The organism is Pseudonocardia sp. 73-21, assembly GCF_001899645.1.
Taxonomy (GTDB): Bacteria; Actinomycetota; Actinomycetes; order Mycobacteriales; family Pseudonocardiaceae; genus Pseudonocardia.
Map to the genome: position 1 here is coordinate 219,615 of NZ_MKVV01000098.1, position 26,056 is coordinate 245,670.

Below are 26,056 nucleotides of genomic sequence, written 5' to 3' on the forward strand. Positions count from 1 at the left end.
TAGAGTTTGTCAACATGGAACCGATCTGCGGCTACAGCAAGTGCCGGGCCGAGCTCCCCGCACCGGGCCCGCAGGGCGGGCGGCGCCGCACGTTCTGCCGCGACACCCGCTGGGAGGGCGGCCGGACCTGTGCCCAGATGGCCCGGGCCGAACGCGACGCCCTCGACGCGCTGGGTCTCGACTCGTCCCGTGCCGCCTTCGGGCTCGACGCCGACCGGCTGCGCGAGCACGTCGACGCCGTCCGCGGGCCGGTCGCGGCGTTGACGGAGGCACTCACGCTGGTCACGGCCAGGATCGACGAGGTGGAGGCCCACGCCGTCGCGGCGGTGGAGGAGGCCAACCGGCAGGCCGCCGCGGCCGAGGCCACCCGGCTCGCCGCCGAGCAGGACCGCGACGCCGCCGTCGCCCGCGCCCGGCGCAGCGCCGAGGCGGCGGAGCGGTCGGCCGCCGAGCGGACCGAGGCGGTCGCCCGGGCGACCGCGGCGGCGCGTCAGGCGCTGGAGGCCACCGAGGCGTTGGGGGCGGCGCGCCAGCAGGCGGGGGAGGCGGTGGCCGCGCGGGAGATGATGGCCGCGCAGCTCACCACCGCGGAGGGGCAGGTCCAGGACGCCCGCCTGGGTGCCGAGCGGGCGGCGGCGGAGCGGGACGCCGCGCTCGCGGGGTCCGCTGCTCTCGCTGCGGACCTGGCCGACGCGACGCGCACCGTGAACACAGCCGACGCCGCCCGCGTGCAGGCTGTGGAGCAGGCGGCGGCCGCCGTCGCCGACCGCGACGCCGAACGCGCGGCGCGGCAGGGGTTGGCCGCGGAACTGGCGGCCGTCCGGGCCCGGGCCGAGGCCGACCGGGACCGTGACCGCTCCGACCTCGCCGGGCTGCGCGACGACCTGCGTGCGGCCCGGGCCCGGGAGGAGGGCGCGGACACGGAGCTGGTCGGTGTCCGGGAGGAGGTCGCCCGCCTGCGGCAGGAGCTGGACGCGTCCCGACCGGCCGCGGCGGAGCTGCGCGAGCTCATCAGCGCGGCCCTGGCCGACCGCGGCGGACCTCGGTGACGGCGCAGCCGCCACCCGGCCTCAGGACGATCGTGCGGGAACCACGGTGTGGTTGCGGTCGCCAGGGGGCGGAGACACCGTTAGCGTCCGCCAGATGTTCGAGGGGTTTCGAGACGACCGCGGTCGACACCGGCGACGCCGTGATCACCGTCCGCCACGCCGGGGCGGGGCCGCCCGTGCTGCTGCTGCACGGCTTCCCGCAGACCTCCGCCATGTGGCACCGGATCGCGCCCGCGCTGGCGCACGACCACACCGTCGTGGTCGCCGACCTGCGCGGCTACGGCGACTCGTCGCGCCCGTCGGCGGGTGCCGACCACGCCGGCTACTCGTTCCGCGCGATGGCCGCCGACCAGGTGGCGGTGATGCGGGCGCTGGGACACGAGCGGTTCGCGCTGGTGGGGCACGACCGCGGGGCCCGCGTCTCGCACCGGCTCGCGCTCGACCACCCCGACGCCGTCACGCGCCTCGTGCTCATCGACATCCTGCCCACGCTGCACGTCTACGAGAACGTCGACCGCGCGCTGGCCACGGCCTACTACCACTGGTTCTTCTACATCCAGCCCGAGCCGGTGCCGGAGACCCTGATCGCCGCCGACCCCACCGGCTACCTGCACTCGCTCCTCGGTGGCTGGGGGAGCGGGCTCGACGCGTTCGACCCGGCGGCCGTCGCCGAGTACGAGCGCTGCTTCGCCGACGCCGACGCCCGGCACGCGATGCTGGAGGACTACCGCGCCGGAGCGTCGGTCGACCTGGAGCACGACCGCGCCGACCTCGACCGCCGCGTCGCGGCCCCGAGCCTCGTCGTGTGGGGCGGGCGCGGGGTGGTCGGCAACCGCCCCGTCGACCCGCTGACGGTGTGGCGGGAGCGGATCGCCGACGTGCGCGGTGCCGTCGTCGACGCGGGGCACTTCCTGGTCGAGGAACGCCCGCAGGAGTCGCTCGACGTGCTCGCCGCGTTCCTGCGGGACCCATGACCGGTCACTGCTCGATCATCGCCACGTCGTGCGCGTGGCGGTGGGGAACTGCCGTGTGCCCTCGATTTTCTGCGGCCCAGGGTCAGCGCGTGGGTGACGACGCCGGGGCGCACAGCGCGTCGAGACGCCCGAGGTCGGGAGCTCACAGCGCCAGGCCGCCGACCAGCAGGACCTGACGCAGGACGGCCCAGCGCCGGCGCCGCCACCGCGTGCGCCGGCTCGTGCAGTGTGATCATGACGAGCAGCGCGAGCGCGAACGCCGGCGTCGATCCCCCCGGCGTCGATCCCCCCGGCGTCGATCCACAGTGGTCATGGGCCGGACGCTGACCAGGGCAGCGGCGGCGCACATCCACCGACGGGTGGGGTCAGACCATCGGGCTGCTGGCCAGCACGCGCACGGCCTCGGCCACGGCCGCCCGGCGGGCGACGCGGACGGCGGTCTCGATGGGCCGCAGGGCATCCCGGCGGGCCTGGGCCGCCGACGCCGACAGCGCCCCGTCGGGTTCGTCGACCGAGGCGGCGGCGAGGATGGCCTCCACCTCGTCGGCCTGCTGCAGCACGCGCAGCGGCTGGCCGGGCATGCCGGCCGGCCACAGCGACTGCGGGCGTCGGCGCAGGCTGGCGGCGATCTCCTCGCGCACCCCGGGCCGGTGCCGCGCGACCCCCAGCGAGGTGAGCACCGACGTGGAGCGCCGCACCTCCTCGCGCAGGTCGCGCTCGGCCTGGCTCAGCGCCACGAACTCCGGCACCGGCCCGGGCTCGGGCACGGGGTAGACGGTCCAGCGCAGCACGCCGTCGGCGATCTGGGTGGGCACGATCCCGACGCCGGCGTCGACGAACAGCACGCCCTCGCCCGCGGCGGTGGCCTCCCGGCTGAAGATCCCGGGACCCGGCAGGCCGCGCACGTCGCCGGGGGCGGGCAGCACCAGGCGCGCGGGGGTTCGCGGCGCGGCCCGGCGCAGCGCGGCCAGCAGGAACATCAGCGACGACACCGGCGAGCCCGGCTCGGGCAGGTCGGTGGCCGCGGCCGTGTCGGGATCGGCGGCCTGCACGTCGTGCGCCTCGGCCCACGGCGCGAGCGCGTCGAGGACGTCGTCGGGCGCCGCGGCGCCGGCCAGCCAGGCCGATGTCCACACGGTGAAGGTCGCGGAGGGGCAGGGCACGGCGCCAGGCTAGCCACGTCCGGGGCGGACGGCACTCCCGCCGTGCGGGTGACGACGGCCACGTTGCGTCACCCCGGACCGGGATGCGTGTCGGTGCCACAGCGACGGGAGACGTCCCGGTACAACTGCCCGGTGACGACGCACGACTACCGCGGGGTCTTCGACACCGACGGCGTTCGCAGGCCGACGAAACGTGCGATCCCCGAGGTCGCGGCCGAGGTCGGGCTCGTGGTCGAGGACCCGGCCAGCGGCTTCTGCGGGGCCGTCACCACCGCGAACATCCGTGACGTCACCCTCGAGGACCGCCACGGTCGGCAGCGCGTGTTCCCGCTGGTCCCGGCCGGGTTCATGGTCGACGGTGCGCTGGTGACGCTGGTCCCGGCCGCCCGCGTCGGGGTCGGGCGGGGCGACGGCAGAGCACCCGTGCGCTCCGCGTCGGGCTCGGTCAAGGTGCAGGGCCACACCGCCCGCACCGCGCGGGCCGCGCGCATCTGGGTGGAGGGCATCCACGACGCCGAGCTCGTCGAGCGGGTGTGGGGTCACGACCTGCGTGTGGAGGGCATCGTCGTCGAGCCGCTGCACGGCATGGACGACCTCGCGGCCGCCGTCGCGGAGTTCGGGCCCGGGCCGCAGCGGCGCCTCGGTGTGCTCGTCGACCACCTGGTCGCGGGGTCGAAGGAGACCCGCGCCGCGCAGAGCGTCATCGGGCCGCACGTGCTCGTCACCGGGCACCCCTACGTCGACGTCTGGGAGGCCGTGAAGCCGTCGGTCGTCGGCATCCGGGCCTGGCCGCGGATCCCGCGCGGCACCGACTGGAAGAGCGGTGTCTGCGACGCTCTGCGCTGGGGTGAGCCGGCCGACGGGGCCCGCCGCGTGCTCGGCGCCGTACGCAGCTTCCGGGATCTGGAGACCCCGCTGATCGGGGCCGTCGAGCAGCTCATCGACTTCGTGACGGTCTGATCACCACCAGCGATTCTCTGGCAGAATCGGACACATGACCCCCGCCGTGATCTGGCTCGTCGCGGGTCTCGTGCTGATCGCCGCCGAGGTGCTGTCGGGGGCGTTCGTGCTCCTGATGCTCGGCGGCGCCGCGCTGCTGGCCGGTGGGGCGTCCCTGCTGGTCGCCGGGCCCATCGTGGGCGGGGCGGTGTTCGTCGTGTCCGCCGGGCTGCTGGTGTTCGCGGTGCGCCCCCCGCTGCGGCGCAAGCTCGAACGCGGGCTCGGCCACCACGAGTCGCACCTCAAGCGGCTGGTCGGGGCGAACGCGGTGGTCGTGCGGCGCGTCGACGGCCACGGCGGTCAGGTCACGATCGGCGGTGACCTGTGGTCGGCCCGCGCGGTCGACGCCGACGACGTGCTGGAGCCGGGCGAGCACGCCACGGTCATGGAGATCTCCGGCGCCACGGCCCTCGTCGTCGGGGTGGCGTGAGCCCGGCCACCCGGGTGCGCGAGGATCCCCTCCCCTGAGGTCCAGGGGTCGGGGAGAACAGGGAAGGAACGCTGGTGGACGGAAGTACGGTCCTGCTCATCGTCGTGGTGCTGCTGGTGGCGCTCGTCGTGGTCTCGCTCGTCAAGGCGGTGCAGATCATCCCGCAGGCCACGGCGGCGGTCATCGAGCGGCTCGGGCGGTTCAAGGGCACGGCCGACCCCGGCCTGGTGTTCCTCGTGCCGTTCGTCGACAAGGTCCGGGAGCGCATCGACCTCCGCGAGCAGGTCGTGTCGTTCCCGCCGCAGCCGGTGATCACCCAGGACAACCTGACGGTCAACATCGACACCGTCGTCTACTACCAGGTCACCGATCCGAAGGCGGCGGTCTACGAGATCTCCGACTACATCGTCGGCGTCGAGCAGATCACCACCACCACCCTGCGCAACGTCGTCGGTGGCATGAGCCTGGAGGGCACGCTCACCTCGCGCGACGAGATCAACACCGTGCTGCGCGGCGAGCTCGACGAGGCCACCGGCCGCTGGGGCATCCGGGTCGCGCGCGTCGAGATCAAGGCGATCGACCCGCCGCGCTCCATCCAGGACTCGATGGAGCGGCAGATGAAGGCCGACCGCGAGAAGCGCGCCATGATCCTCACCGCCGAGGGTCAGCGGGAGTCGGCCATCCGCAGTGCGGAGGGCAACAAGCAGAGCCAGATCCTCACCGCGGAGGGCGCGAAGCAGGCGGCCATCCTCAACGCCGAGGCCGACCGGCAGTCCCGCATCCTGCGCGCGCAGGGCGTCCGGGCCGCCCGGTACCTGGAGGCCCAGGGTGAGGCGAAGGCCATCGAGAAGGTGTTCGCCGCCATCAAGTCCGGCCGCCCCACCCCGGAGCTGCTGGCCTACCAGTACCTGCAGACGCTGCCGCAGATGGCCAAGGGCGACGCCAACAAGGTGTGGGTCGTGCCGTCGGACTTCGGCAAGGCGCTGGAGGGCTTCACGCGCATGCTGGGCGCCCCGGGGGAGGACGGCGTGTTCAAGTTCGAGCCGTCGCCGGTCGAGGAGAGCCTGTCGCGGCCGCAGGACGACGACGAGTCGGTGAAGGACTGGTTCGACACCACCCCCGACCCCGCCATCGCCAAGGTCGTGGCGGACGCGGAGGCGGCGGCCCGCAAGGAGGTGCCGGCCATCGGGGCTCCGGTGCCGCCCACCCCGGGCCTGCCCGCTCCGCCCCCGGCCGGGGCGCCGGTGCCGCAGCACATGCCCCCGCCCGCACGCGCCGACGGGCCCGTGTCCACCCGCAAGCCGGCGGCCGGGCGTCCGCTCCCCGAGAGCGCCACGCCCACCCCGCCGCGCGGCATCCCGGCCGTGCCCGCGGCCGAGAAGGCGCCGACGAGGAAGCCGGGCTACCCCGCCCCGCCGGAGGAGTAGGCCCCGGTCTGCGTGAGCGTGAAGCCGTAGGGCAGCTCCAGGCGGTGCCGGCGCAGCAGGTCGGGATCGGCGAGCAGGTCGCGCGTGGGGCCGTCGGCCACCACCACGCCGTCGTCGATCACGACGCTGCGCGGGCACAGCGCCACGGCGTAGGGCAGGTCGTGGGTGACCATCAGGATGGTGGTGCCCAGGCCGAGCAGCACGTCGGCGAGCTCGCGGCGGGCCACCGGGTCGAGGTTCGACGACGGCTCGTCGAGCACGAGGATCTCCGGCTCGCAGGCCAGCACGGTGGCCAGCGCCACGCGTCGGCGCTGGCCGCCGGAGAGGTGCAGCGGGGAGCGGTCGCGGTGCTCCGCCATGCCGACGGTGGCGAGCGCGTTGTCCACCCGTTCCCGCAGCGCCGGGCCGCTGACCCCGAAGTTGGCCGGTCCGAATGCCACGTCCTCGCCGACGGTGGGCATGAACAGCTGGTCGTCGGGGTCCTGGAAGACGATGCCGACCCGGCGGCGGATCTCACGCAGGTTCGCCTTCTCCACCGCGAGGCCGCCGACGGCGACGCGGCCCCGCCCGGCCGTGTGGATGCCGTTGAGGTGCAGCGCGAGGGTGGTCTTGCCCGCGCCGTTCGGGCCGAGCAGGGCCACCCGCTCGCCGCGTTCGATGCGCAGATCGACGCCGTAGAGGGCCTGGTGGCCGTCGGGGTAGGCGAAGGCGAGGCCCTCCACCAGCAGGGAGGGTGGGGTGGTCATGTCAGGATCCATCCGGTCACGGCCAGCGCCAGGGCGACGCCGGCGGGGGCGAGCCCGAGCCGCCAGTGCCGGGCGGTGGTCACGTCCTCGTTCAGTCGGGGCATCTCGCCCGCCCAGCCCCGGGAGAGCATCGCGAGGTGCACGCGTTCGCCGCGTTCGTAGGAGCGCACGAACAGCGAGCCGACGCCGCGGGCGGTGGCGCCGACCTGCCAGAGGAACCGCGGGTCGTGGCCGCGCGAGATCCGCGCGAGCCGCATCCGCCGGGCCTCGCCCGCGATGACGTCGATGTAGCGGAGCATGAGCGTGGCGATCGTGATCACCAGGGCGGGTGCGTGCAGCCGCTGCATGCCGATCAGCAGGTCGCGCAGGGGAGTGGTGGCGGCCAGCGTGAGCGAGGTGAGCACCCCGAGCGTGCCCTTGATCAGGATGTTCCACGCGCCCAGCAGGCCGGGTTCGGAGAGCGACAGCCCGAGCCAGTCGAGGCGCGGCTCCCCGCCGGTGAACGGCAGCAGCACGGCGAGCACGACGAACGGGGCCTCGATCAGCGAACGGCGCAGGATCCAACCGGGCGGGATCCGGGCGATCGCCCAGATCGCCCCGAGCAGCACCAGGTAGCCCGCGAAGACGCCGAACGCCTCGCGCGGGGTGGCGACGACGCACACCACCCCCAGGAACGCCGCCACGATCTTGACCTCGGACGGCAGGCGGTGCACCGGTGAGGAGCCCGCCAGGTACAGGGGATGCGAGTGCCCGGCGCCCACTAGGAGTCGCGCCTGCGCAGCACCCAGAACAGGCCACCGCCCACCGCCAGGCACGCCACGACGCCCAGGACGCCGGCCAGGCCCGTGGTGCCCTCGCCACCGCCGACCGCGTAGTCGGCCAGCGGGCTGCCGGCCGTCGCGCTGTCCTGCGCGTTCTGGGCGATGCAGGTGCCGGACTCGGGCTCGCCGTCCTCGGTGAGTACGCAGCCGTTCCGCGCGACGGTGTCGAGGCCGTCGGGCGCCGAGCTGGCGAAGTAGGACAGGCCTCCGGCGATGAGCAGCGCCGCGAGGAGCAGCCCGACGAAGAAGCCCATGGCCCTGCGGTCCTTCGACGGCACGCTCATGCTCCCGTCCCTTCGGTGGCGGTGCGCAGCTCCAGCGGGGCGGCGGTGCCGCGCAGCAGGTAGACCAGGTCGGGCCGGATGGCCGCAACGGCACCGATGGTGGCGGCGGTGATCACGCCCTCGCCGACGCCGATCAGCGCGTGCAGGCCGGACATCAGCGCGAACACCGTGCCGAGCGCCGCCCCGGCCGCGCCGCCGATCGCGTACTCGAGCACGAAGCCGAGCGAGGCACCGACCGTGGCCACCAGCGCCGCAACGAACGCCGTGGCGACGAGGCCGGCCCGGCTGCGGCGGGCGAGCCCGCGCAGCGCCATCGCGACGCCGTAGCCGACGAACACGCTGATCAGGGCCATGTTGGTGATGTTGGTGCCCAGCGTGGTGAGCCCACCGTCGGCGAAGAGCAGGGCCTGCACCGCCAGCACGATGGCGATGCACAGCGCCCCGACCCACGGCCCGACGAGGATCGCGACGAGCGCACCCCCGAGCAGGTGGCCGCTGGCGCCGGGCAGGATCGGGAAGTTGATCATCTGGACGGCGAACACGAACGCGGTGACGAGGCCGGCCATCGGCGCCGTGCGGTCGTCGAGATCGCGACGGGCGCGGGTGACGGCCAGGGCCAGGCCGATGACGGCGACCGCCCCGAAGACCGCGGCCGTGGGGATGTCCACCAGACCGTCGCTCATGTGCATCGCTGTGATCCGTACGACCACCACGGCCCCCCTCACCTGCGCCGAAGGTCACCCGGTCGGGGACCGGGCCCAGGCTAGACGCCGGTATGGGGCATTCGCAAAGATTGTGCGGTAGGGGGTGGGTGGGCGAACTGTCCTCCCGGTCAGGTGAGGGCGGACAGCACCTTCCGGCGGACCGCACCGGCCGGCGCCAGCAACCGGCTGACCGTCCGGTCGATGCCCCGGACCTGGAGGACCTGCGAGTCGGCCAGCTCCCCGTCGAGGAGCTGTCGCTGCCGCGCGGCCTCGTCGGGGTCCGTGACCGGGGTGGCGCGCACGGCGGCCAGCGGCTCCGGAAGCCCGAGGAACTCGCCGTACTGCAGCAGCCGCATCCAGAGGTCGAGGTCCAGGATGTGCTGCCGGTCGGCGCGCCAGCCGCCCGCGGCGAAGAAGTCCTCCCGGCGGAACAGCACGTCGGCGGGATCGCCGATCGGGTTGCCGCCGTGGCGCACCACCCGCCGGGCCACCTCGACGCCGGTGCGCATCCCGGTGAGCCCGGACAACCCGCGCCGCGGCACGAGCACCCGGCTCTCCCCGTCGATCACGTGCCGGCGCGAGGCGACGACCGCGAGGCCCGGGTCGGCGTCCATCGCGGCCACCTGCAGTTCCAGGCAGCGGGGGTGCAGCAGGTCGTCAGGGCGCATCAGCTTCACCAGTGGGGCGCGGGTGAGCTGCACCACGCGGTTCCAGTGCTCGGGCTCGGGTACGGGGCCCGGAGTGCGCTCCACGCGGATCCGGGGGTCGCTGGCCGCCCGGGCCACCATCCCCGTGCGGTCCCCGCTCGCGTTGTCGAGCACGATGACCTCGAAGTCGCGGTAGGTCTGCTCCAGCACGCTGCCGAGGGTCTCGGCGATGGTCTCCTCGGCCCGGTGGGCGGGAATGCAGACCGAGACGCTCGCGAGAGGAAGCACGGAGCAGACGGTACCGCCCCCCGGGACGGGGACCGCGTCGTCGCCTCCGGGCCGGGATCCGTAGAGTGCACATCGGTTGATGCAGAGCTGCTGCGACCGTATGTACCAACTGAACTACTCCAAACGGAGTCAACCGGTCGCAAAATTGTTACGTAACGCGACGGGGTGCCTCGGAGATAAGCCTTGTGATGAGGAGTGTCCCGGGCGTCGAGCGGGCTGACGACCACGGACAGCCACGCGAGCAGACCGCAGGTGCGGCAGGGGGGAGAACGGCGATGCAGCGCAGCGGCAACCCACGGGTGTCCGTAGTGGTGCCGACCCGCAACGAGGCGCGCAACCTGGAGGTCGTGCTTCCGGCGATCGCTGCGGTGCGTCCGGCGGTGCACGAGATCATCGTCGTCGACGGCAACTCCGTCGACGGCACGATCGAGACCGCACAGCGGGTCCTGCCGTGGGTCAAGGTCATCACCCAGACCCGCAAGGGCAAGGGCAACGCGATGGCCTGCGGTTTCGGGGCGGCCACCGGTGACGTGATCGTGATGTTCGACGCCGACGGGTCGGCCGACCCGGCCGAGATCCCGGCGTTCGTCCGGGCCCTGGTGGCCGGGGCCGACTTCGCGAAGGGCAGCCGGTTCGTCCGCGGCGGCGGCAGCGACGACATCACGCTGCTGCGCAAGAGCGGCAACGCCGGCCTCAACGGCGTGGCCAACGCGCTGTTCGGCACGTCGTACACCGACCTCTGCTACGGCTACAACGCGTTCTGGGCCGACGTCCTGCCGGAGCTCGAGCTCCCGGCCGTCGACCTGCCCGCACCGGCCAACGGCGAGATGCTGTGGGGCGACGGCTTCGAGATCGAGACGGTGCTCAACTGCCGTGTGGCGGCGGCCGGCATGAAGATCACCGAGGTGCCCTCCATGGAGCGCGAGCGGATCTTCGGCCAGACCAACCTGCGCACCTTCGCCGACGGCACCCGGGTGCTGCGCACGCTGGCGGCCGAGCGTCGCCGCGCCGTGCGGCGCCGGGCCGAGCGCGTGCAGGTCGAGGTGGAGTCCCGCGCTCTCACCCCGCCCGGTGGCATTCCCGCCGTGGCCCCGGCGCAGCCGGAGCCGGTGGTCAAGCGCGCGGCCCGGCCGGCCGCTGCCACCCGCCGCGAGGGCACCCACATCCGGCTCGCCCTGGAGGAGGAGGCCTCCTGACCGGGGCCTCTACACTTCCCACCGACGGGCGACGATGAACGGAGGACGACGGTGAGCGTGACCTCCACGGCGGTGCTGACCCGCGCGCGGGTCGCGCGCCGGGTGGTGGCGCTGCTGCTCGTGGTGGCCGGGGTGCTCGCCTGCGCGTTCAGCCTGCTGGGGGTCACCGGCGGCTTCGTCGGCGACCTGCGCTTCTACACCACGCTCGCGTTCCTGATCCTGGGTCCGGGCTGGGCGGCGGCGGGTTTTCTGCGCCGCGCACCCGCCGCGCACGTCTGGCTGCTGACGGTCGGGGTCGGCGTGGCGGCCACCCTTCTGGTCGCCCAGATCATGATCAGTGCCGCGATCTGGGAGCCCTCCACGGCGCTGTACCTGATGACGATCGTGAGCATCCCGTTCCTGCTGCGACACGCGGTCGTGGCCCAGTGAATGACCGCGCAGTGACCGGCTCGTGACACCTCGCCATGCCGCCGTCGCGGAGAAGACCGACGCCGTCGAGGCCCCCCGCGGCCTGAGCGACGGGCTGGCGCTCGCGCTCAGCTCGGTGCTCGGCTCGCTGGCCGGCTTCCTGAGCTGGCTGATCGCGGCGCGCATCATGACCACCGAGCAGGTCGGCGACGCGCAGCTGGTGGTGTCGGCGTTCATCCTCGTGGGCGGCGCGGCGCAGCTGAACCTCGACGTCGGGCTGATGCGGTGGATCCCGGGCGCGGGCAGCCGCACGGGGCGCCTGGTGTGGCGCAGCCTGCTGCTGATCATGCCGCTCTCCGCGTTGCTCGGGTTGCTCTACGTCGGGTTCGCGCCACGGCTGGCCACCGTTACGGCCGGGCCCGGGGCGCCCTTCCTGCTCGGCGTCCTCGTGTTCGCCCTGGCCTGCGCCGGGTGGGGCGTCTTCGCCGTGCACGACGCCGCGCTGGTGGCGCTGGGCCGTCCGTGGTGGGCCGTCTGGCGCAACGGGCTGTTCGCCGTGGCGCGCATCACACTGCTGGTGGTCCTCGGTGGGATCGCCGGGCTGGGCGCGTTCGGCGTCGTGCTGTCGTGGATCGGGCCGATCGTCGTGTGGGTGGCCGTCGGGTCGCTCGCGATCGCGTGGCTGACCCGGCGGGCGCAGGGGCCGGGGGAGCTGCCGCGCCGCGCCGAGCTCGTCGGGTTCCTCGGGCCCACCGCCGCCGGTCACCTCGGCGCCGCCCTGCTGTTCAACCAGGTGCCGGTGCTGGTCAACCTGCGCTTCGGCCCCGAGACGGGCGCGGTGTTCTTCATCGCGTGGCAGGCCGTGATGGTCGTCGATCTCGCCGCCACCTACTTCATGGCCCCGCTGGCCGTCGGGGTGGCGCGGGAGCCGCACCGCACCGCCGAGCTGGCCGCCGTGGCGCGGCGTCGCCTGCTGCTGATCTTCCTGCCCGCACTCGCCGTCGGGGCGCTGGTGGCCCACCCGGTGCTCGAGATCTTCGGCGACGCCTACGCGCAGGCCGACGACGTGCTGCGCCTGCTGCTGCTGGGGCTCGCGTTCCGGTTGGTGGTGGTGCACGAGCTCGGCGTGCGCCAGGCCGTCGGCAGGGCCTTCGGCTACGCCCGCCTGCAGCTCGTGAGCACGCTGCTGGTGCTCGTCGACGCCGCGGTGGTGCCCGTCGCCGGTGGTGGCGTGGCCGCGCTGCTGCCCGTGGCGATCGGCTATGTCATCGTTCAGGTGGCCTGCGTGGCCGCCGTACTACTTCTCCCGGTCGTTCGTCGCCGGGCCGACGCGGAGGTGCCCGCACCGTGACATCGACGCACACCCGTGGTGACGGGAGAGGCCCGGGCGGGAGTGGCTTCGAGGACGATCCGGTCGACCCGCCCACCACCGCACTGCCCGTGCAGCGACCGCGGCCCACGCCGCCGGTGCCGTCCACCCCGGCCGCGCGACCGATCCCGGTCGGTGTCTTCCGCTGGCTCTCGCCGGCGCTCGCGCTGCTGGCCGTGGCCCTGCTGCCGGTGGCGGCGGCCACCACCGACCTCGACAAGCTCGACGGCTGGGGCCTGGCCAAGGTCCTCGGCCCCGCCGCGTGGGGCGCCCTGCTGTGCGCCGTGGCGGCGTGCGTGGCCGAGCTGTGGTCGCCGCGGCCGCGGATCCCGATGCTCGGCGCCGCCACCGGCGTGCTGATCCTGTGCTCCACGGGGATGCCGTCGGTGGTGGAGCCGGTGGCGCGGTTCTCCACGGCGTGGCTGCTCGCCGGGTTCACCGACTCCATCGCGCAGACCGGCGCGTCCCCGCAGGGCATCGACGCGCGCTTCTACTGGCCGGCGTTCTTCGCCCAGTGGGCGTTCTTCCGCGACGCGGGCGGTGCCACCCAGCTCGACACGGTGCTGCGCTGGTTCCCGCCCGCCGTCGTCACGGTGTGGACGATCGGCATCTACGCGCTCGCCCGCTCCATGCTCGGCGGCAGCCGGGCGCCCTGGGTGGCGGCGTGGCTGTTCGTGGGCCTGAACTGGATCGAGCAGGACTACTTCTCGCCGCAGGCCACGGGCATCGTGCTGATGGTCACGGTGCTGACGTTCGCGCTCGGCCCGCTCGCCACCCGCCGCACCGACCCGGCCGGGGTGCCGGGCTGGCCGCGTCCCCACGAGGACGCGCCACGGTTGTCGGTGGTGCGGCGGTGGATGGTGTCGTTGCTGACGCCACCGAACAAACCCACACTGCCCCCGCGGCAGCTGTTGCTCATCTACTTCTGCGCGTCTCTGTGCCTGCTCGCGGCGGCTCCGGAGCACCAGATCACCCCGTTCGCGATCGTCGGCCAGCTCGTTCTGCTCGCCGTGGTCGGCCGGTTCCGGGGGCGCGGGATCATCCTCGTCGGCGTCATGGCGATCGTGGTGTTCATCCTCATCGCCGGGCGTGAGTTCTGGATCAACCAGCTGGGCCTGATCATCGGCTCGGGCGACCAGGGCGCGATCCAGGCGGGGGTGGCCGACCGCCTGACCGGGGACACCGGGCAGGTCGTCGTCAAGTACCTGAGGGTCCTGATGCCCGGCCTCACCTGGCTGCTGGCCATCGCGGGCGCGTGGACCTACTGGAGGCGCCGGCGCGACCTGGTGCCGATCGGCCTCGCCGTGGTGCCGATGTTCTTCGCGGCCGTCCAGAGCTACGGCGGCGAGCTGATCCTGCGCATCGTGCTCTACGGCCTGCCGATCCTGTCCATCCTCGCCACCGACGCCCTGCGGGCCCTGGTCCGCAACCGCGGGCGCGTCACCGAGGTGTTCCTGGCGCTCGGGATGGTGGTGCTGTTCGGCTCCGTCGTGCTCATCCGGGGTGGCAACGACTCCTACCAGGTCGTCTACCCGGAGGAGGTGGCCCTGTACCGGCAGGTGTCCGCGCAGACGCCCACCCTGGCCGACAAGAACGCCCCCAGCGCGCAGATCGTGGCCCTGAGCGGGCTCGGGCCCACCGGCGTGGTGGGGCTCAACCAGCACGGCAGCGGCGTGCTGTTCGGCGCCTGTGTCGAGCTGGCCGACGACCCGATCCCGTGCACGCAGAACGACAACCGGCCCGCGGCGATCGTCTCGTACACCTCGATCGAGAAGCAGGGCGTCTACCTCTACGGCAAGACCCCCGGCTGGTCGCTGGCGATCCTGCAGCAGCTCGTGGCGTCGGGCAAGTACGTCATCACCTACCAGGACGGCTTCGACTGGGCCGTGAAGCGGACGGACCTCCCGGCGTGATCAATCCGGCTGACGACGTGTGGGTGTGGGCCTCCGCCGCCCTGTTCCTGGCGCTGATGGCGGCGCGGGCCTGGGTGGTGGAGACCGGCCGGACCCGGCTGGGCCGGACATCCCGGCAGGTCAAGACGTTGACCGGGGCGAGCGCCGTGGTGCTGGTGGGCCTGATCGCGCTGCTCGGCATGCAGGGCGGGGTCCTGATGGTCACCTCGATCGTCAACGGCACCGACCCGTCCAAGGCCTTCTACGGCCCGGCGCCCGCCGCGCCGGCGGCACCGTCCCCGACGACGGGCGGCTGAGCCGCCGGGGACAGGTTCCGGTCGACCCCGGAGGTCAGCCCCCGAAGCCGATGGCCACGTACTTGGTCTCCAGGAACTCCTCGATCCCGACGGTGCCGCCCTCACGGCCCAGCCCCGACTCCTTGACGCCGCCGAACGGGGCCGCCGGGTTGGACACGAGCCCGGTGTTGAGCCCGACCATGCCGGACTCCAGCTGCTCCGAGACCCGCAGCGCCCGCGTGATGTTCTCCGTGAACAGGTAGCTGACCAGGCCGAACTCGGTGTCGTTGGCCGCGGCGACGGCGTCGTCGTCGGTGTCGAAGACGGTGATGGCCGCGACCGGGCCGAAGATCTCCTCGCGCGACAGCCGCGCCTCCAGCGGCACCCCGGTGAGCACCGTGGGCCGGTAGAACCAGCCCGGTCCGTCCACCGGGTCGCCGCCGACCACGACGGTGGCGCCCTTCTCGAGTGCGTCGTCGACGAGGGCGGTGACCTTCTCGCGGCCCTTGGCGTTCACGAGCGGGCCGACCTGGACGCCCTCCTCGGTGCCGCGCCCGACGGTGAGCGCGCCCATCCGGGCGGCGAGCTTCTCCGCGAAGACGTCGGCGACCGAGCGGTGCACGAGGAAGCGGTTGGCGGCGGTGCAGGCCTCGCCCATGTTGCGCATCTTGGCCTGCATCGCGCCCTCGACCGCCTTGTCGAGGTCGGCGTCGTCGAACACGAGGAACGGCGCGTTGCCGCCCAGCTCCATCGAGGTGCGCAGCACCTTCTCGGCGCACTGCTCGAGCAGCTTCTTCCCGACCGGCGTGGAGCCGGTGAACGACAGCTTGCGGGCGCGGCCGTCGCGGATCAGCGGCTCCATGACGGCGCCGGCCTCGGAGGTGGTGACGAGGTTGAGCACGCCGTCGGGCAGCCCGGCCTCGGCCAGGATCGCCGCGAGGGAGTGCATGGACAGCGGGGTGAGCTCCGACGGCTTGAGCACCATCGCGCAGCCGGCGGCGACGGCCGGGCCGATCTTGCGGGTGCCCATGGCCATCGGGAAGTTCCACGGCGTGATCAGCAGGCAGACCCCGACGGGCTGCTTCTGCACGAGGAAGCGGCTGGTGCCCGCCGGCGCCACGGCGTAACCGCCGTCGATGCGCACGGCCTCCTCGGCGAACCAGCGGAAGAACTCGGCGGCGTAGGTGATCTCGCCCTTCGACTCGGCGAGCGGCTTGCCCATCTCCAGCGTCATGACCAGGGCGAGGTCGTCGATGCGCTCCATCATGATCTCGTAGGCGCGGAGCAGGATCTCGCCGCGCTCCCGCGGCGGCATCGCGGCGAACGACGCCTGTGCGGCCGTGGCGGCGGCGAGGGCCTCCATGCCGTCGGCGGGGGAGGCGTCGGCCACCTCGCACAGCGCCTTGCCGGTGGCGGGATCGTCGACGGTCAGCGTCCGGCCGCCCGAGGCCGGGCGCCAGGTGCCTCCGATGAACAGGCCGGTGGGAACGGCGTCGATCACTCGGGCCTCGTCGCCGGGAACGTGTTCTCCGGTAGTCGTCATGCCGCGATGGTGCCACCCGGGGAGGGCCGTGGCAGTGCCGACCGATTAACCGACGGCGTTCTGTCGGTCCTATCCCATAACCTCGGAAGTACCGCCCGCGACACAGAGGACGTCACGTGACCGAAAGTACGATCTCCCTGAGCGCGCGGGACCGCACCGTCATCGCGGTGCTCCTCGTCTCCACGTTCGTCGTGATCCTCAACGAGACGATCATGAGCGTGGCGCTTCCGGTCCTGCTCACCGACCTCGACATCACCGCGAGCGTCGGCCAGTGGCTCACCGGCGGCTTCCTGCTGACGATGTCGGTGGTCATCCCGATCACGGGCTTCCTGATCCGCCGGGTCTCCACGCGCGTGCTCTACGGCGCGGCCATGGGCCTGTTCAGCACCGGCACGCTGGTCGCCGCGCTGGCCCCGGGCTTCGGGGTGCTGATGGTGGCCCGCGTGGTGCAGGCCGGCGGCACGTCGATCATGCTGCCGCTGCTGATGACCACCGTGATGACGCTGGTGCCGCCCGCCCGGCGCGGCGCGATCATGGGCAACATCTCCATCGTCATCGCCGTGGCGCCCGCGATCGGGCCCACCGTGTCCGGCCTGGTGCTCAGCGTGCTGGGCTGGCGCTTCATGTTCTGGCTGGTGCTGCCGATCGCGGTGGTCACCCTGGTGCTGGGGCTGCGCCGCATCGTCGACATCGGTGAGCCCACCGACACCCGCATCGACGTCGTCTCGGTGCTGCTGTCGGTGGTCGGCTTCGGCGGCCTCGTCTACGGGCTGAGCAGCATCGGGCAGGCCGCGTCCGGTGAGGTCGTGCCGCTGTGGGTGCCGTTCGTGGCCGGCGGCCTCGGCCTGGTGGCGTTCGTGCTGCGCCAGCTGCAGCTGCAGCGCACCGACGGCGCCCTGCTCGACCTGCGCACGTTCCGGGCCCGCACCTTCACCACCGCGTCGATCCTGATGATGCTGATGATGGCCGCGCTGCTGGGCACCATCGTGCTGCTGCCGATCTACATGCAGACGGTCCTGGGCCTCGACCCCCTGGGCACCGGCCTGCTCCTGCTGCCGGGCGGCCTGCTGATGGGCCTGCTGGGTCCGATCGTGGGCCGGCTCTACGACAAGGTCGGCGCGCGGATGCTGCTCGTGCCCGGCGCGGTGGTCACCAGCGCGGCGCTGTGGTTCGCCACGCTGTTCACCGCCACGTCGTCGATGTGGCTGGTGCTGGTGTTCCACCTGATGCTCAGCGCAGGCCTGGCGTTCGCGTTCACGCCGCTGTTCACCGCCGGTCTCGGGGCGGTGGAGCCGCGCCTGTACTCCTACGGCAGCGCCATCTTCAGCACCACGCAGCAGCTCGCCGGCGCGGCCGGTGTGGCCTTGCTGGTGTCGGTGCTGAGCGTCCGCGAGGCGGCGCTGGCGGCCGGCGGGGCGAGCGAGGTCGAGCAGACCGCGGGCGGCATCCACGCCGCGTTCCTCGTCGCGGCCTGCCTGTCGGTCGTCGCCGTCGCCGGCGCGTTCCTGATCCGCACCCCGGCTCAGGAGCAGGCCGCGGCGGACGCCGTCCCCGTCCACTGACCCCGACCTCGCAGCCCGTCGTGTCACCTCGCAGCGCGCCGGCGTCCTGCGACGAGCTCCGCGGGCTGCGAGGTGGGGTGGGACGCGTGGGGGGTGACGTTGGGCGGGGTGGCGTGCCACCCGCGGCGGTGTGGCGCAGGATGTCGGGGTGACCTCCACTCTCTCGCGGTTGCCTGCCCTCGTCCCACCGCCCGTCGACCTGCCGCCGCGCGCGGCGGAGCTGCGCGCCGAGGTGCGGGCGTTCCTCGCCGCCGAGCGGGCGGCGGGCGCCTGGTCGCCCCGGGCCGACGTCTGGCTCTCGGGCTGGGACGAGCGGTTCACCAGGGAGCTGGGCAAGCGGGGCTGGTTGGGGATGACCATCCCCACCGAGTACGGGGGCGGGGGTGCCACGCCGCTGGACCGCTACGTCGTCACCGAGGAGCTGCTCGCCGCCGGGGCGCCGGTGGCCGCGCACTGGGTGGCCGACCGCCAGATCGGCCCCACCCTCATGCGTTTCGGCACCGAGGCGCAGCGGCGGAAGTTCCTGCCGGGCATCGCCGCCGGTGAGGTGTACTTCGGCATCGGCATGAGCGAGCCCGACTCGGGGTCCGATCTCGCCAGCGTCCGCACGAAGGCCGAGAAGGTCGACGGGGGCTGGGAGCTCACCGGTACCAAGGTCTGGACGTCGGGCGCCCACCAGGCCCACGCGTTCTTCGCCCTGGCCCGCTCCGCGCCGAAGGACGACACCCACCGGCACGCGGGGCTGAGCCAGTTCATCGTCGACCTGCACGCGCCCGGCGTGCAGATCCGGCCGATCCCGATCATCACCGGCGCCCACCACTTCAACGAGGTCGTGTTCGACCACGTCTTCATCCCCGACGACATGGTGCTGGGCGAGATCGGCTCGGGCTGGCACCAGGTCACCAGCGAGCTGGCGTTCGAGCGCAGCGGGCCGGAGCGGTTCCTGTCCACCTACCCGCTGCTGGCGGCGCTGATCGGGGAGCTGACGGCCGGTCCCGTCGACGCCGGTACCCGCCGGGAGATCGGCGCGCTGGTGAGCCGGCTGTGGGCGCTGCGCCGGATGTCGCTGGCCATCGCCGGGGCGCTGGAGTCGGGCGAGGCGCCCGAGCTCGCCGCGGCGGTCGTCAAGGACCTGGGCACGCGCTACGAGAACGAGGTGGTGGACGCCGCGCGGCTGCTCGTGGCCATCCCACCGGATCCCGGCGCGCCGGACGGGTTCGCCCGGCTGCTCGCCGACGCGATCCAGCACGCCCCGGGGTTCACCCTGCGCGGCGGGACCAACGAGGTGCTGCGCGGCATCGTCGCGCGGGGACTGGGGCTGCGCTGATGAACACCGAACTCACCGAGCTCGCGGACTCGGTCTTCGCCGATGCTGCTTCATCGGACACCGGCTTCGACGCCAAGCTCTGGGCGACCCTCGAGGAGACCGGGCTGGCCCGGCTCACCCTGCCCGGCGACTCCGGCGGCAGCGAGGCCTCCTTCGCCGACGCCGCGATCGTGTTGGCCGCGGCCGGCGCCCACGCCGCGCGGGTGCCGCTGGTGGAGACCGACCTGCAGGCCGGCTGGCTGCTGACCAGCGCCGGCATCCCGGTCCCGGACGGCCCGCTCACGATCGCCACCGGCGACCTGGACATCGCCCGCACCCACGAGCGCGCCTCGGGCACCCTGCGCCGCGTGCCGTGGGCCCGCTCGTCGAGCGTGGTGATGCTCGCCGGCGACAGCGTGCTGCTGTTCGATCCCGCCGGTCTCACCGTCACCGACGGCAGCAACGTCGCGGAGGAGCCGCGCGACACCGTCACCGTCGACGGACCCGTCACGGCGGCGTCCGTCGGCGACCACGCAGGCACCGAGCTGCGCCTGCGCGGAGCCCTCGGGCGCGCCTGCCTGATCGCCGGGGCCGCCCGGGGCGCGCTCGCGTCGTCGGTGCAGTACGCGGGGGAGCGGGTGCAGTTCGGCCGCCCGATCGGGAAGCTACAGGCGATCCAGCAGCAGCTCGCGCTCGCCGCCTCGGAGGTGGCGGCGGCCGGGGCGGCCGCCGACGCCGCGGCGCGCGCCGCCGACGCCGACGGGGTCCTCGGCGCCCGGTTCGCCATCGCGTCGGCCAAGGCCCGGGCGTCGCAGGCGGCCGGTGAGGTGGCCCGCATCGCCCACCAGGTGCACGGCGCCATCGGGTTCACCCGCGAGTACGACCTGCGGCTGGTCACCACCCGGCTGTGGGCCTGGCGCGACGAGGACGGCTCCGAGGCCGAGTGGAACGACGTGGTCGGCACGATGGCCCTGGAGGCGGGAGCGGACGGACTGTGGCCCCTGATCACGGGCGCCCCCTAAGCTGCTCCATCGATGGACCCCGCATCGGATGAACCCACCACTCTCGGTCGCTACCGCGTGCAGTCCCCGCTCGGCGCCGGGGGGATGGGCCGGGTGCTGCTCGGCGTCGACGACGCCGGGCAGCGCGTCGCGCTGAAGCTCGTGCACCGGGAGCTGGCGGCCGATCCCGGGTTCCGGGAGCGGTTCCGCCGCGAGGTGCAGATGGCGGCGTCCGCCCCGGCGTGGTTCACCGCACCGGTGCTCGACGCCGATCCCGACGCCGAGCGCCCGTGGCTGGCCACGGCGTTCGTCGACGGGCCGTCGCTGCAGTCCTACGTCACCACCCAGGGCCCGCTCGGGGAGCAGGGCCTCGCCGCGCTCGCCGAGCGGATGGCCGACGGCCTCGCCGCCCTGCACGCCGCGGGGCTGGTGCACCGCGACCTCAAGCCGTCCAACGTGCTGCTCGCCGACGACGGGCCGCGGCTGATCGACTTCGGGATCTCCCGGGCCGCCGACACCACCTCGCTCACCCAGACCGGCCACGTGATGGGCACGCCCGAGTACATGTCACCGGAGCAGGCCGGGGGCGAGCGCGACATCGGCCCCGCCAGCGACATGTTCTCCTTCGGGTCGCTGCTGGTGTTCGCCGCCACGGGCCGCTCGCCGTTCGCCGCCGACTCGGCCGCCGCGGCGCTCTACCGGATCACCTACTCCGAGCCGGACCTCGGCCCGCTCACCGGGCGGGTCCGCGAGGTCGTCCACGCGTGCCTGACGAAGGATCCGGCCGGGCGTCCGACGGCGTCGCAGGTGCGGGGGCTGCTGCGGGCCGCCGGTGCGGCGGCGCCGTCCCCGTCGTCGACGCTGGTGGACGTACCGGCCGTCGTGCCGGCGCCCCCCGCACCCGTCCCGCTGGACGCCGTGCCGACCGGCGCCGGATGGCCCGCAGGGATGCCCCCGGCCGGCATGTACCCGGCCTACGACGCGGCGCCCCCGCCCCCACCGCCCGCCCGACGCCCCTGGCTGGTGCCGGTGGCCGTGGCCGTCGCGGTACTGCTGCTCGCGGGGATCGGGTTGGGGGCCTTCCTGCTCACCCGCAACCGGGACACCACGGTGGCCCAGCCCCCGGTACCCTCGGCCACGGCCGGCCCCACCCCGGCGCCGTCGGGCGATCCGGTCGCGGGCGCCGCCATCGTCGACGCCCGGTCCGACGGCCGCTTCGGCACCGACGGGGCGCGCTTCGCCACGCCCAGCCGCAACATCGCCTGCATGATGAGCGCCGACGAGGTGCGCTGCGACGTCGCCCAGAACTCCTGGAAGACGCCCCCGAAGCCGGCCGACTGCATCGGCGACTACGGCAACGGTGCACGCCTGGCCGGCACCGGCTCCGGCGAGCTGACGTGCGCGGGGGACACCGTGGCCGATCCGTCGCTGACGGTCCTCGCGTACGGGCAGGGCGTCCGGTTCGCGGGCGTGGTGTGCATCAGCCGCGAGACGGGGATGCGGTGCGCGAACGAGTCCACGGGGCACGGGTTCCGGGTGGCCCGGGCCTCCTACGACCTGTTCTGACCGCCCTCGAGGTGGTGGCGCAGCACCGGTAGGGCCCGGCGCAGCGTGCGCGAGACGTGCATCTGCGAGATCCCGGTCTGCTGGGCGATCCCGGTCTGGGTGAGGTCGCCGAAGAACCGCAGCACCACGATCTCGCGCTCGCGCGCGGGGAGCCGGGCCAGCGCCCGCCGCAGCGCGTCGCGGTACTCGACGCCGGCGAGCGTGGCGTCGACGCGGCCCAGGACGCCGCCGCGCAGCAGGGCGGACGAGCCGATGAGCTCGTCGAGCGAGTCGGACGTGTGGGCCTCCGCGACGGCGACCGCCTCCACGACGTCCCCGACCGGGACCCGCAGGTGGGCGGCGATCTCGCTCGGCCGGGGCGCGCGTCCGAGGGTGGCCGACAGCTCAACCACGGCCTGACGGACCGCCAGCTGCAGGTCCTTGAGCCGCCGCGGCACCCGCACCGACCAGCCCCGTGACGCAGCGCACGCCAGCTACCGGCGACGGGCCCGGAGCACCGTGTCGTGGATCGTCACGGTGAGGCCGCTGTCCGGATGCACCACCGGGCGGGGGCGGGCCTCCTCGCACAGGACCTCCCACTGGTCGGGGTTCAGCTCCGCGGCCACGTCGGACGCGGTGAAGAACAGGTCGGGCAGCGGCGGGCGGGGGATCGTCCCGAGATCGGACGGGTGGTGGCCGACCACGAGCAGCGTGCCGCCGGGGGCGACGGCCGCGGCGAGCCGCCGGTGCAGGGCGCGGCGCTGCTCGCTCGGCAGGTGCATGAACTGGGCGGTGACGAGGTCGAACCCGGTGCCCACGGGCGCGTCGAGGGTCAGGTCCGCCTGCCGCCAGGTGATCCGCACCCCCGCGGCCCCGGCGTGGGCGGCCGCGCGCTGCAGGGCGACGTCGGAGACGTCCAGGCCGGTGACCGTCCAGCCGCGGGCGGCGAGCCAGATGGCGTCGGCACCCTCACCGCTGCCGATGTCCAGCGCGCTGCCCGGCGGCAGGTCGGCGGCCTCGGCGACGAGCACGGGGTTCGGGTTGCCGCTCCAGACGGCGTCGGCCTCGGCGTAGCGGGCGTCCCAGAAGGCCTTGTCGAACACGGGGTGCGTCATGGGCGTCAGCGTGGCCCGTCGTCGGCGGTCCGGCAAGGATTCTTGCCGTTGCCGCGAATCAGCGGCCCAGCTTCCGGAAGTCCCAGCTCGTGGTCTTCTCGGGGGTCAGCCGCAGCCAGGCGTGCCGACCGTCCCGGACGACGACGCCGCCGGTGTAGCGGTCGGCGAAGGCCTGCTCGGGGGCTTCCAGCTCGGGCACCGGCGTGTCGGTGCGCGGCACGTCGCCCACCACCTCGACCTTCCCCCGCAGCTCCACGCCGCGCAGCTCGTCGTAGGCCACGCCGGCGTCGACGACGACGGCGATGCGCGGGTCCTTCTGCAGGTCGGCCCAGCGCTGGCTGCGCGAGAGCGAGGTCAGCCACAGCGCCCCGTCGAGCCAGGCGTACCAGAGCGGGGTGGCGTGCGGGCCGGTGGTGCCCATCGTCGCGACGCGGCAGGTGCGCTCCTCGTCGAGGAAGGCGTCGATCTCGTCGGGGGTCATGGCGATGGCGCGTCCGCGGCGCTGCTCCTTGGTCACACCCGGAGGCTACTGCCCAGTAGAGCGGGCAGCAGGTGCACACCGGCGAGGACGTGGGTGGGGTGCTCCGCGGCCAGCTCCGCCTCGGTCTGGCCCCCGGTCAGCACCCCGACGACGACGTCGGCGTGGGCCGCGTGGCCGGCGCGGACGTCGAGCACGGTGTCGCCGGCCACGAGCACCTGCGCGGGGTCCGTGACGCCGGTGAGCTCCATGGCGCGCTGGATCATGAACGGGGCGGGCCGGCCCGCGGCCACCTCGGGCGCGCAGACGGTGCCGTCGAGCACCCTCGAGTCCCAGCCCAGGGCGGCGAGCAACGGGTCGGTGATCTGCCGGTCGAAGCCCGTGGTCAGGACGATCTTCACCCCGGACGCCCGCAACGCGGCGAGGGCCTCGGGCACGCCGGGCAGGGGGGTGGGCGGGGTCGCGGCGTACGCGGCGGTCAGGCGCCTCACGAACTCGGTGTGGACGGCCTCCACGGTGTCGCGGCCGGGCGTGGTGCCCGACAGCGCGAGCAGTGCCGTGATGGCCTCCCGCTTGTCGGCCCCCATCCAGACGCGGACGTCCGCGTCGGCGGCGGGGGCGCCGTGGTCGCGCACCACGTCGGCGAGCACGCGGTAGACCGCGCCCCCCTCCTCCACGGTGGTGCCGGCGATGTCGAGGGCGGCGAGCTCAAACACGGGTTGCTCCCAGGGGAAGTGAGTCGAGGACGTCCGGGGCCAACCCGAACGCGGTGGTCATGCCGATGCCCGACGTCACCGACACCGCCGCGACGCCGGGGGCGATCGCGACGCGCAGGAAGTCGGTGCCGGCGCTCGCGTACACACCCCGCCAGCGGTGCACGACCTCGAGGTCGTCGCGGCCGAGCAGAATGCGGGTCTCGGTGAGCAGCAGGTCGTCGAGGCGTTCCGACCCGAGCGGGTCGAACGGGTGCGGGGTGCGGGCGTAGGTGTGGGTGTCGCCGACGACGAGGTCGCCGTCGGGGCGCTGGGTGATCATGTGGTTGACGACGGCCGCGAGCATCTCCGGCCGCTCGTCGGCCCAGCGGCGACGGATCGCCGCCGCGGCGTCGGTGCCACTGAAGGCCGGGTAGCGCAGCATCGACGAGCCGGTGAGCAGGGCCGGGTCCAGCGCGATCCCGCCGGGAACGCGCACCTGCAGCATCTGCAGCTCGCAGCGGCGCAGCCCGGCGTCGTCGGCGACGGCGGGCAGCAACCGGTCGACGTCGTGACCCGTGCAGACGACGACCGCGTCGCCCTCGACGTCGCCGCGGCCGGTGTGCACGACGCCGGTCCCGACGCCGGTGACGGGCGTGGACCACAGCACGCGGACACCCGGCTGCCGCTCCAGCCAGGCCGCGATCGCCGGAACCGCCGCACGGGGCTCGACGCGGATGTCGCGGGGCAGGAACGCGCCGCCGACCAGGCCGTCCAGGGCAACGGGAACGCGCTCGCGCACCGTGGCCGCGTCGAGCAGCACGACGTCGTCGGAACCGCGTCGTCCGGCGAGGGCGGCGAGGCAGGCCCGCTCGTCCTCGTGCCGCGCGACCACGACGGTGCCGCTCTCGCGCGCCCAGAAGCCGGCCTCGCGGGCCAGGCGCAGCCACGTCGCGCGCGCCCGCTCGGCGAAGCACAGCGCCTCGCCCTCCTGCGCGGTGACGCAGCCGTGGCCGAAGTTGCGCACCGATGCGCCCACGGCGCGGTCGTCGCGGTCGACGACGGTGACGGACATGCCGCGGGCCACGGCCTCGACGGCGTGGGCGAGACCCACGATGCCGGCGCCGACGACCACCAGATCGGTCTTCACGGCCGCCAGTCTCGCACATGTATCTACAAGCTACGTGGAAAGTGTGACTTGTACGGTCAGGTGGTGGAATCCGCGTTGCACCTGACCATCGCCACCGAGCTGCGAGGACGCATCCGGGCCGGTGAGCTCCCGGTCGGCGGGCCGATGCCGTCGGAGTCGGAGCTGTGCCGCGAGTTCTCCGCGTCCCGCGGGCCCGTGCGGCAGGCGCTCGCGGCCCTGCGGGCGGAGGGGCTGATCGGGGGTGGGCAGGGCCGGCGTGCCGTCGTCCTCGACACCGTCGCGGCCCAGCCGTTCGCCACGCTGCTGTCGTTCTCCCGGTGGGCGGAGATGATCGGCCGCACGCCCGGGCAGGTCACCCAGGAGATCGGTGTCGGTCGTCCCGGGCCGGCGGTGGCCGCGGCCCTCAACCTCGACGCCGGAGACGACGTGGTGGCGCTCGTCCGGCTGCGACTGCTGGACGGCGAACCGGCGATGGTGGAGCGCACCTCGTTCGTCACGTCGGTCGGTCGGGCGCTGCTCGACGTCGACCTGGACACGGTGTCGATCTACGCCCACCTCGCCGAGGCGGGCGCCGACCTGCACACCGCACGCCACACGCTCGACGCCGTGGCCGCCGACCCCCGCGACGCCGCGCTGCTCGGGGTGGCGGAGGGCTCGCCGCTGCTGCGGGAGCGCCGGCTGGCCATGACCTCGACGGGGGAGCCGCTGGAGTGGTCCGACGACCGCTACCGCCCCGACGTCGCTTCGGTGACGATCACCAACACCCGCAGCGCCCACGCGGCGATGGTGCGGCACCTGGATGATTGATTCCGAGGTCGGTGGCCAGTGGTCGTGGGCCGAGAGTGATCGTTGGACGGGTTGGCCGGGGTGGTGGTTGTGCCCGATCGCGGCGGTCGGGGCGGGTAGCCGGTGGTAGGCCCGGGCGGCGGCACCGGTGATGGTGTGTCCGCCGTGTTCTTCGAGGTCGAGCT

Annotated in this window: 27 protein-coding genes; 15 read left to right on the top strand and 12 right to left on the bottom strand. The window is 73.9% G+C overall.

The window, feature by feature from the left end; genetic code table 11:
* The first annotated feature begins 14 nt into the window (after positions 1–14).
* Both BGP03_RS32220 and BGP03_RS32225 read left to right on the top strand, forming a co-directional pair.
* Positions 15–1,049, top strand: coding sequence for a response regulator receiver protein (locus BGP03_RS32220; protein WP_296376231.1), 1,035 nt, complete (start codon positions 15–17; stop codon positions 1,047–1,049).
* 140 nt (positions 1,050–1,189) lie between these two features.
* Complete coding sequence (locus BGP03_RS32225; RefSeq protein WP_298796264.1) at positions 1,190–2,023, top strand: alpha/beta hydrolase; 834 nt, start codon at positions 1,190–1,192, stop codon at positions 2,021–2,023.
* Positions 2,024–2,388: 365 nt separating this feature from the next.
* Here BGP03_RS32225 and BGP03_RS32230 read toward each other — a convergent pair whose 3' ends face one another.
* Positions 2,389–3,186, bottom strand: a complete 798-nt coding sequence (locus tag BGP03_RS32230) for a hypothetical protein (RefSeq protein ID WP_298796262.1) — start codon at positions 3,184–3,186, stop codon at positions 2,389–2,391.
* Between the two features lie 132 nt (positions 3,187–3,318).
* Here BGP03_RS32230 and BGP03_RS32235 point away from each other — a divergent pair, with 132 nt between their 5' ends.
* The 3 genes from BGP03_RS32235 (at position 3,319) to BGP03_RS32245 (ending at position 6,042) form a co-directional block, all read left to right on the top strand.
* Positions 3,319–4,146: a DUF3097 domain-containing protein gene (locus BGP03_RS32235; protein WP_298796260.1), complete on the top strand. Its 828-nt coding sequence runs from the start codon at positions 3,319–3,321 to the stop codon at positions 4,144–4,146.
* 34 nt (positions 4,147–4,180) lie between these two features.
* Positions 4,181–4,615 carry an NfeD family protein gene (locus BGP03_RS32240; RefSeq protein ID WP_296376222.1) on the top strand — a complete coding sequence of 145 codons (435 nt, stop codon included), beginning with the start codon at positions 4,181–4,183 and terminating at the stop codon, positions 4,613–4,615.
* 74 nt (positions 4,616–4,689) lie between these two features.
* Positions 4,690–6,042: an SPFH domain-containing protein gene (locus BGP03_RS32245; RefSeq protein WP_298796258.1), complete on the top strand. Its 1,353-nt coding sequence runs from the start codon at positions 4,690–4,692 to the stop codon at positions 6,040–6,042.
* On the opposite strand, the gene BGP03_RS32250 is transcribed toward BGP03_RS32245, so the two are convergent.
* The 5 genes from BGP03_RS32250 to BGP03_RS32270 form a co-directional block, all read right to left on the bottom strand.
* Positions 6,018–6,788 carry an ABC transporter ATP-binding protein gene (locus BGP03_RS32250; RefSeq protein ID WP_296376220.1) on the bottom strand — a complete coding sequence of 257 codons (771 nt, stop codon included), beginning with the start codon at positions 6,786–6,788 and terminating at the stop codon, positions 6,018–6,020. The genes BGP03_RS32245 and BGP03_RS32250 overlap by 25 nt on opposite strands.
* On the bottom strand, positions 6,785–7,549 hold the full coding sequence (gene cbiQ, locus BGP03_RS32255; RefSeq protein WP_296376218.1) for a cobalt ECF transporter T component CbiQ: 765 nt from the start codon (positions 7,547–7,549) through the stop codon (positions 6,785–6,787). Before cbiQ ends, BGP03_RS32250 begins: the two co-directional genes overlap by 4 nt.
* Positions 7,549–7,893, bottom strand: coding sequence for a PDGLE domain-containing protein (locus BGP03_RS32260; RefSeq protein WP_298796256.1), 345 nt, complete (start codon positions 7,891–7,893; stop codon positions 7,549–7,551). Before BGP03_RS32260 ends, cbiQ begins: the two co-directional genes overlap by 1 nt.
* Complete coding sequence (locus BGP03_RS32265; protein WP_298796254.1) at positions 7,890–8,576, bottom strand: energy-coupling factor ABC transporter permease; 687 nt, start codon at positions 8,574–8,576, stop codon at positions 7,890–7,892. The genes BGP03_RS32260 and BGP03_RS32265 overlap by 4 nt, the downstream gene beginning before the upstream one ends.
* Before the next feature lie 149 nt (positions 8,577–8,725).
* Entirely contained in the window at positions 8,726–9,532 is an 807-nt protein-coding gene (locus BGP03_RS32270) for a glycosyltransferase (RefSeq protein ID WP_298796251.1), read from the bottom strand.
* 275 nt (positions 9,533–9,807) lie between these two features.
* Here BGP03_RS32270 and BGP03_RS32275 point away from each other — a divergent pair, with 275 nt between their 5' ends.
* Genes BGP03_RS32275 through BGP03_RS32295 form a run of 5 tightly spaced genes read left to right on the top strand, consistent with a single transcriptional unit; the run spans position 9,808 to position 14,714 of the window.
* Positions 9,808–10,728, top strand: a complete 921-nt coding sequence (locus BGP03_RS32275) for a glycosyltransferase family 2 protein (protein ID WP_298796249.1) — start codon at positions 9,808–9,810, stop codon at positions 10,726–10,728.
* A gap of 51 nt (positions 10,729–10,779) precedes the next feature.
* Positions 10,780–11,157 carry a hypothetical protein gene (locus BGP03_RS32280; RefSeq protein ID WP_296376210.1) on the top strand — a complete coding sequence of 126 codons (378 nt, stop codon included), beginning with the start codon at positions 10,780–10,782 and terminating at the stop codon, positions 11,155–11,157.
* 22 nt (positions 11,158–11,179) lie between these two features.
* Entirely contained in the window at positions 11,180–12,487 is a 1,308-nt protein-coding gene (locus BGP03_RS32285) for a hypothetical protein (protein WP_298796247.1), read from the top strand.
* Positions 12,484–14,418 (top strand): hypothetical protein, encoded by a 1,935-nt coding sequence (locus BGP03_RS32290; RefSeq protein WP_298796245.1) that lies wholly within the window; start codon positions 12,484–12,486, stop codon positions 14,416–14,418. Before BGP03_RS32285 ends, BGP03_RS32290 begins: the two co-directional genes overlap by 4 nt.
* Complete coding sequence (locus tag BGP03_RS32295) at positions 14,415–14,714, top strand: hypothetical protein (RefSeq protein ID WP_296376203.1); 300 nt, start codon at positions 14,415–14,417, stop codon at positions 14,712–14,714. Before BGP03_RS32290 ends, BGP03_RS32295 begins: the two co-directional genes overlap by 4 nt.
* Positions 14,715–14,748: 34 nt before the next feature.
* On the opposite strand, the gene BGP03_RS32300 is transcribed toward BGP03_RS32295, so the two are convergent.
* Positions 14,749–16,236, bottom strand: coding sequence for an NAD-dependent succinate-semialdehyde dehydrogenase (locus BGP03_RS32300; protein WP_298796242.1), 1,488 nt, complete (start codon positions 16,234–16,236; stop codon positions 14,749–14,751).
* Positions 16,237–16,352: 116 nt separating this feature from the next.
* On the opposite strand from BGP03_RS32300, the gene BGP03_RS32305 reads away from it, so the two are divergent.
* The 4 genes from BGP03_RS32305 (at position 16,353) to BGP03_RS32320 (ending at position 21,671) form a co-directional block, all read left to right on the top strand.
* Positions 16,353–17,798, top strand: a complete 1,446-nt coding sequence (locus BGP03_RS32305; protein ID WP_298796240.1) for a DHA2 family efflux MFS transporter permease subunit — start codon at positions 16,353–16,355, stop codon at positions 17,796–17,798.
* 148 nt (positions 17,799–17,946) lie between these two features.
* Positions 17,947–19,125 carry an acyl-CoA dehydrogenase family protein gene (locus tag BGP03_RS32310; protein WP_298796238.1) on the top strand — a complete coding sequence of 393 codons (1,179 nt, stop codon included), beginning with the start codon at positions 17,947–17,949 and terminating at the stop codon, positions 19,123–19,125.
* Positions 19,125–20,126 (top strand): acyl-CoA dehydrogenase family protein, encoded by a 1,002-nt coding sequence (locus tag BGP03_RS32315; RefSeq protein WP_296376196.1) that lies wholly within the window; start codon positions 19,125–19,127, stop codon positions 20,124–20,126. Before BGP03_RS32310 ends, BGP03_RS32315 begins: the two co-directional genes overlap by 1 nt.
* Before the next feature lie 12 nt (positions 20,127–20,138).
* On the top strand, positions 20,139–21,671 hold the full coding sequence (locus BGP03_RS32320) for a serine/threonine-protein kinase (protein WP_296376194.1): 1,533 nt from the start codon (positions 20,139–20,141) through the stop codon (positions 21,669–21,671).
* Here BGP03_RS32320 and BGP03_RS32325 read toward each other — a convergent pair.
* Genes BGP03_RS32325 through BGP03_RS32345 form a run of 5 tightly spaced genes read right to left on the bottom strand, consistent with a single transcriptional unit; the run spans position 21,656 to position 25,085 of the window.
* Positions 21,656–22,114 (bottom strand): sigma-70 family RNA polymerase sigma factor, encoded by a 459-nt coding sequence (locus BGP03_RS32325; RefSeq protein WP_298796236.1) that lies wholly within the window; start codon positions 22,112–22,114, stop codon positions 21,656–21,658. The two genes, BGP03_RS32320 and BGP03_RS32325, sit on opposite strands and share 16 nt — an antisense overlap.
* A 30-nt stretch (positions 22,115–22,144) precedes the next feature.
* On the bottom strand, positions 22,145–22,765 hold the full coding sequence (locus tag BGP03_RS32330; RefSeq protein WP_298796234.1) for a class I SAM-dependent methyltransferase: 621 nt from the start codon (positions 22,763–22,765) through the stop codon (positions 22,145–22,147).
* Between the two features lie 58 nt (positions 22,766–22,823).
* Positions 22,824–23,282 carry a pyridoxamine 5'-phosphate oxidase family protein gene (locus BGP03_RS32335; protein WP_298796232.1) on the bottom strand — a complete coding sequence of 153 codons (459 nt, stop codon included), beginning with the start codon at positions 23,280–23,282 and terminating at the stop codon, positions 22,824–22,826.
* Positions 23,279–23,959: a phosphonatase-like hydrolase gene (locus BGP03_RS32340; protein ID WP_298796230.1), complete on the bottom strand. Its 681-nt coding sequence runs from the start codon at positions 23,957–23,959 to the stop codon at positions 23,279–23,281. The genes BGP03_RS32335 and BGP03_RS32340 overlap by 4 nt, the downstream gene beginning before the upstream one ends.
* A complete protein-coding gene (locus BGP03_RS32345; protein WP_296376185.1) occupies positions 23,952–25,085 on the bottom strand; it encodes a TIGR03364 family FAD-dependent oxidoreductase in 1,134 nt (377 codons plus the stop codon). Before BGP03_RS32345 ends, BGP03_RS32340 begins: the two co-directional genes overlap by 8 nt.
* A 63-nt stretch (positions 25,086–25,148) precedes the next feature.
* Between BGP03_RS32345 and BGP03_RS32350 the strand changes: the two genes are divergently transcribed.
* Positions 25,149–25,892, top strand: coding sequence for a GntR family transcriptional regulator (locus BGP03_RS32350; protein ID WP_296376183.1), 744 nt, complete (start codon positions 25,149–25,151; stop codon positions 25,890–25,892).
* Positions 25,893–26,056 lie beyond the last annotated feature (164 nt).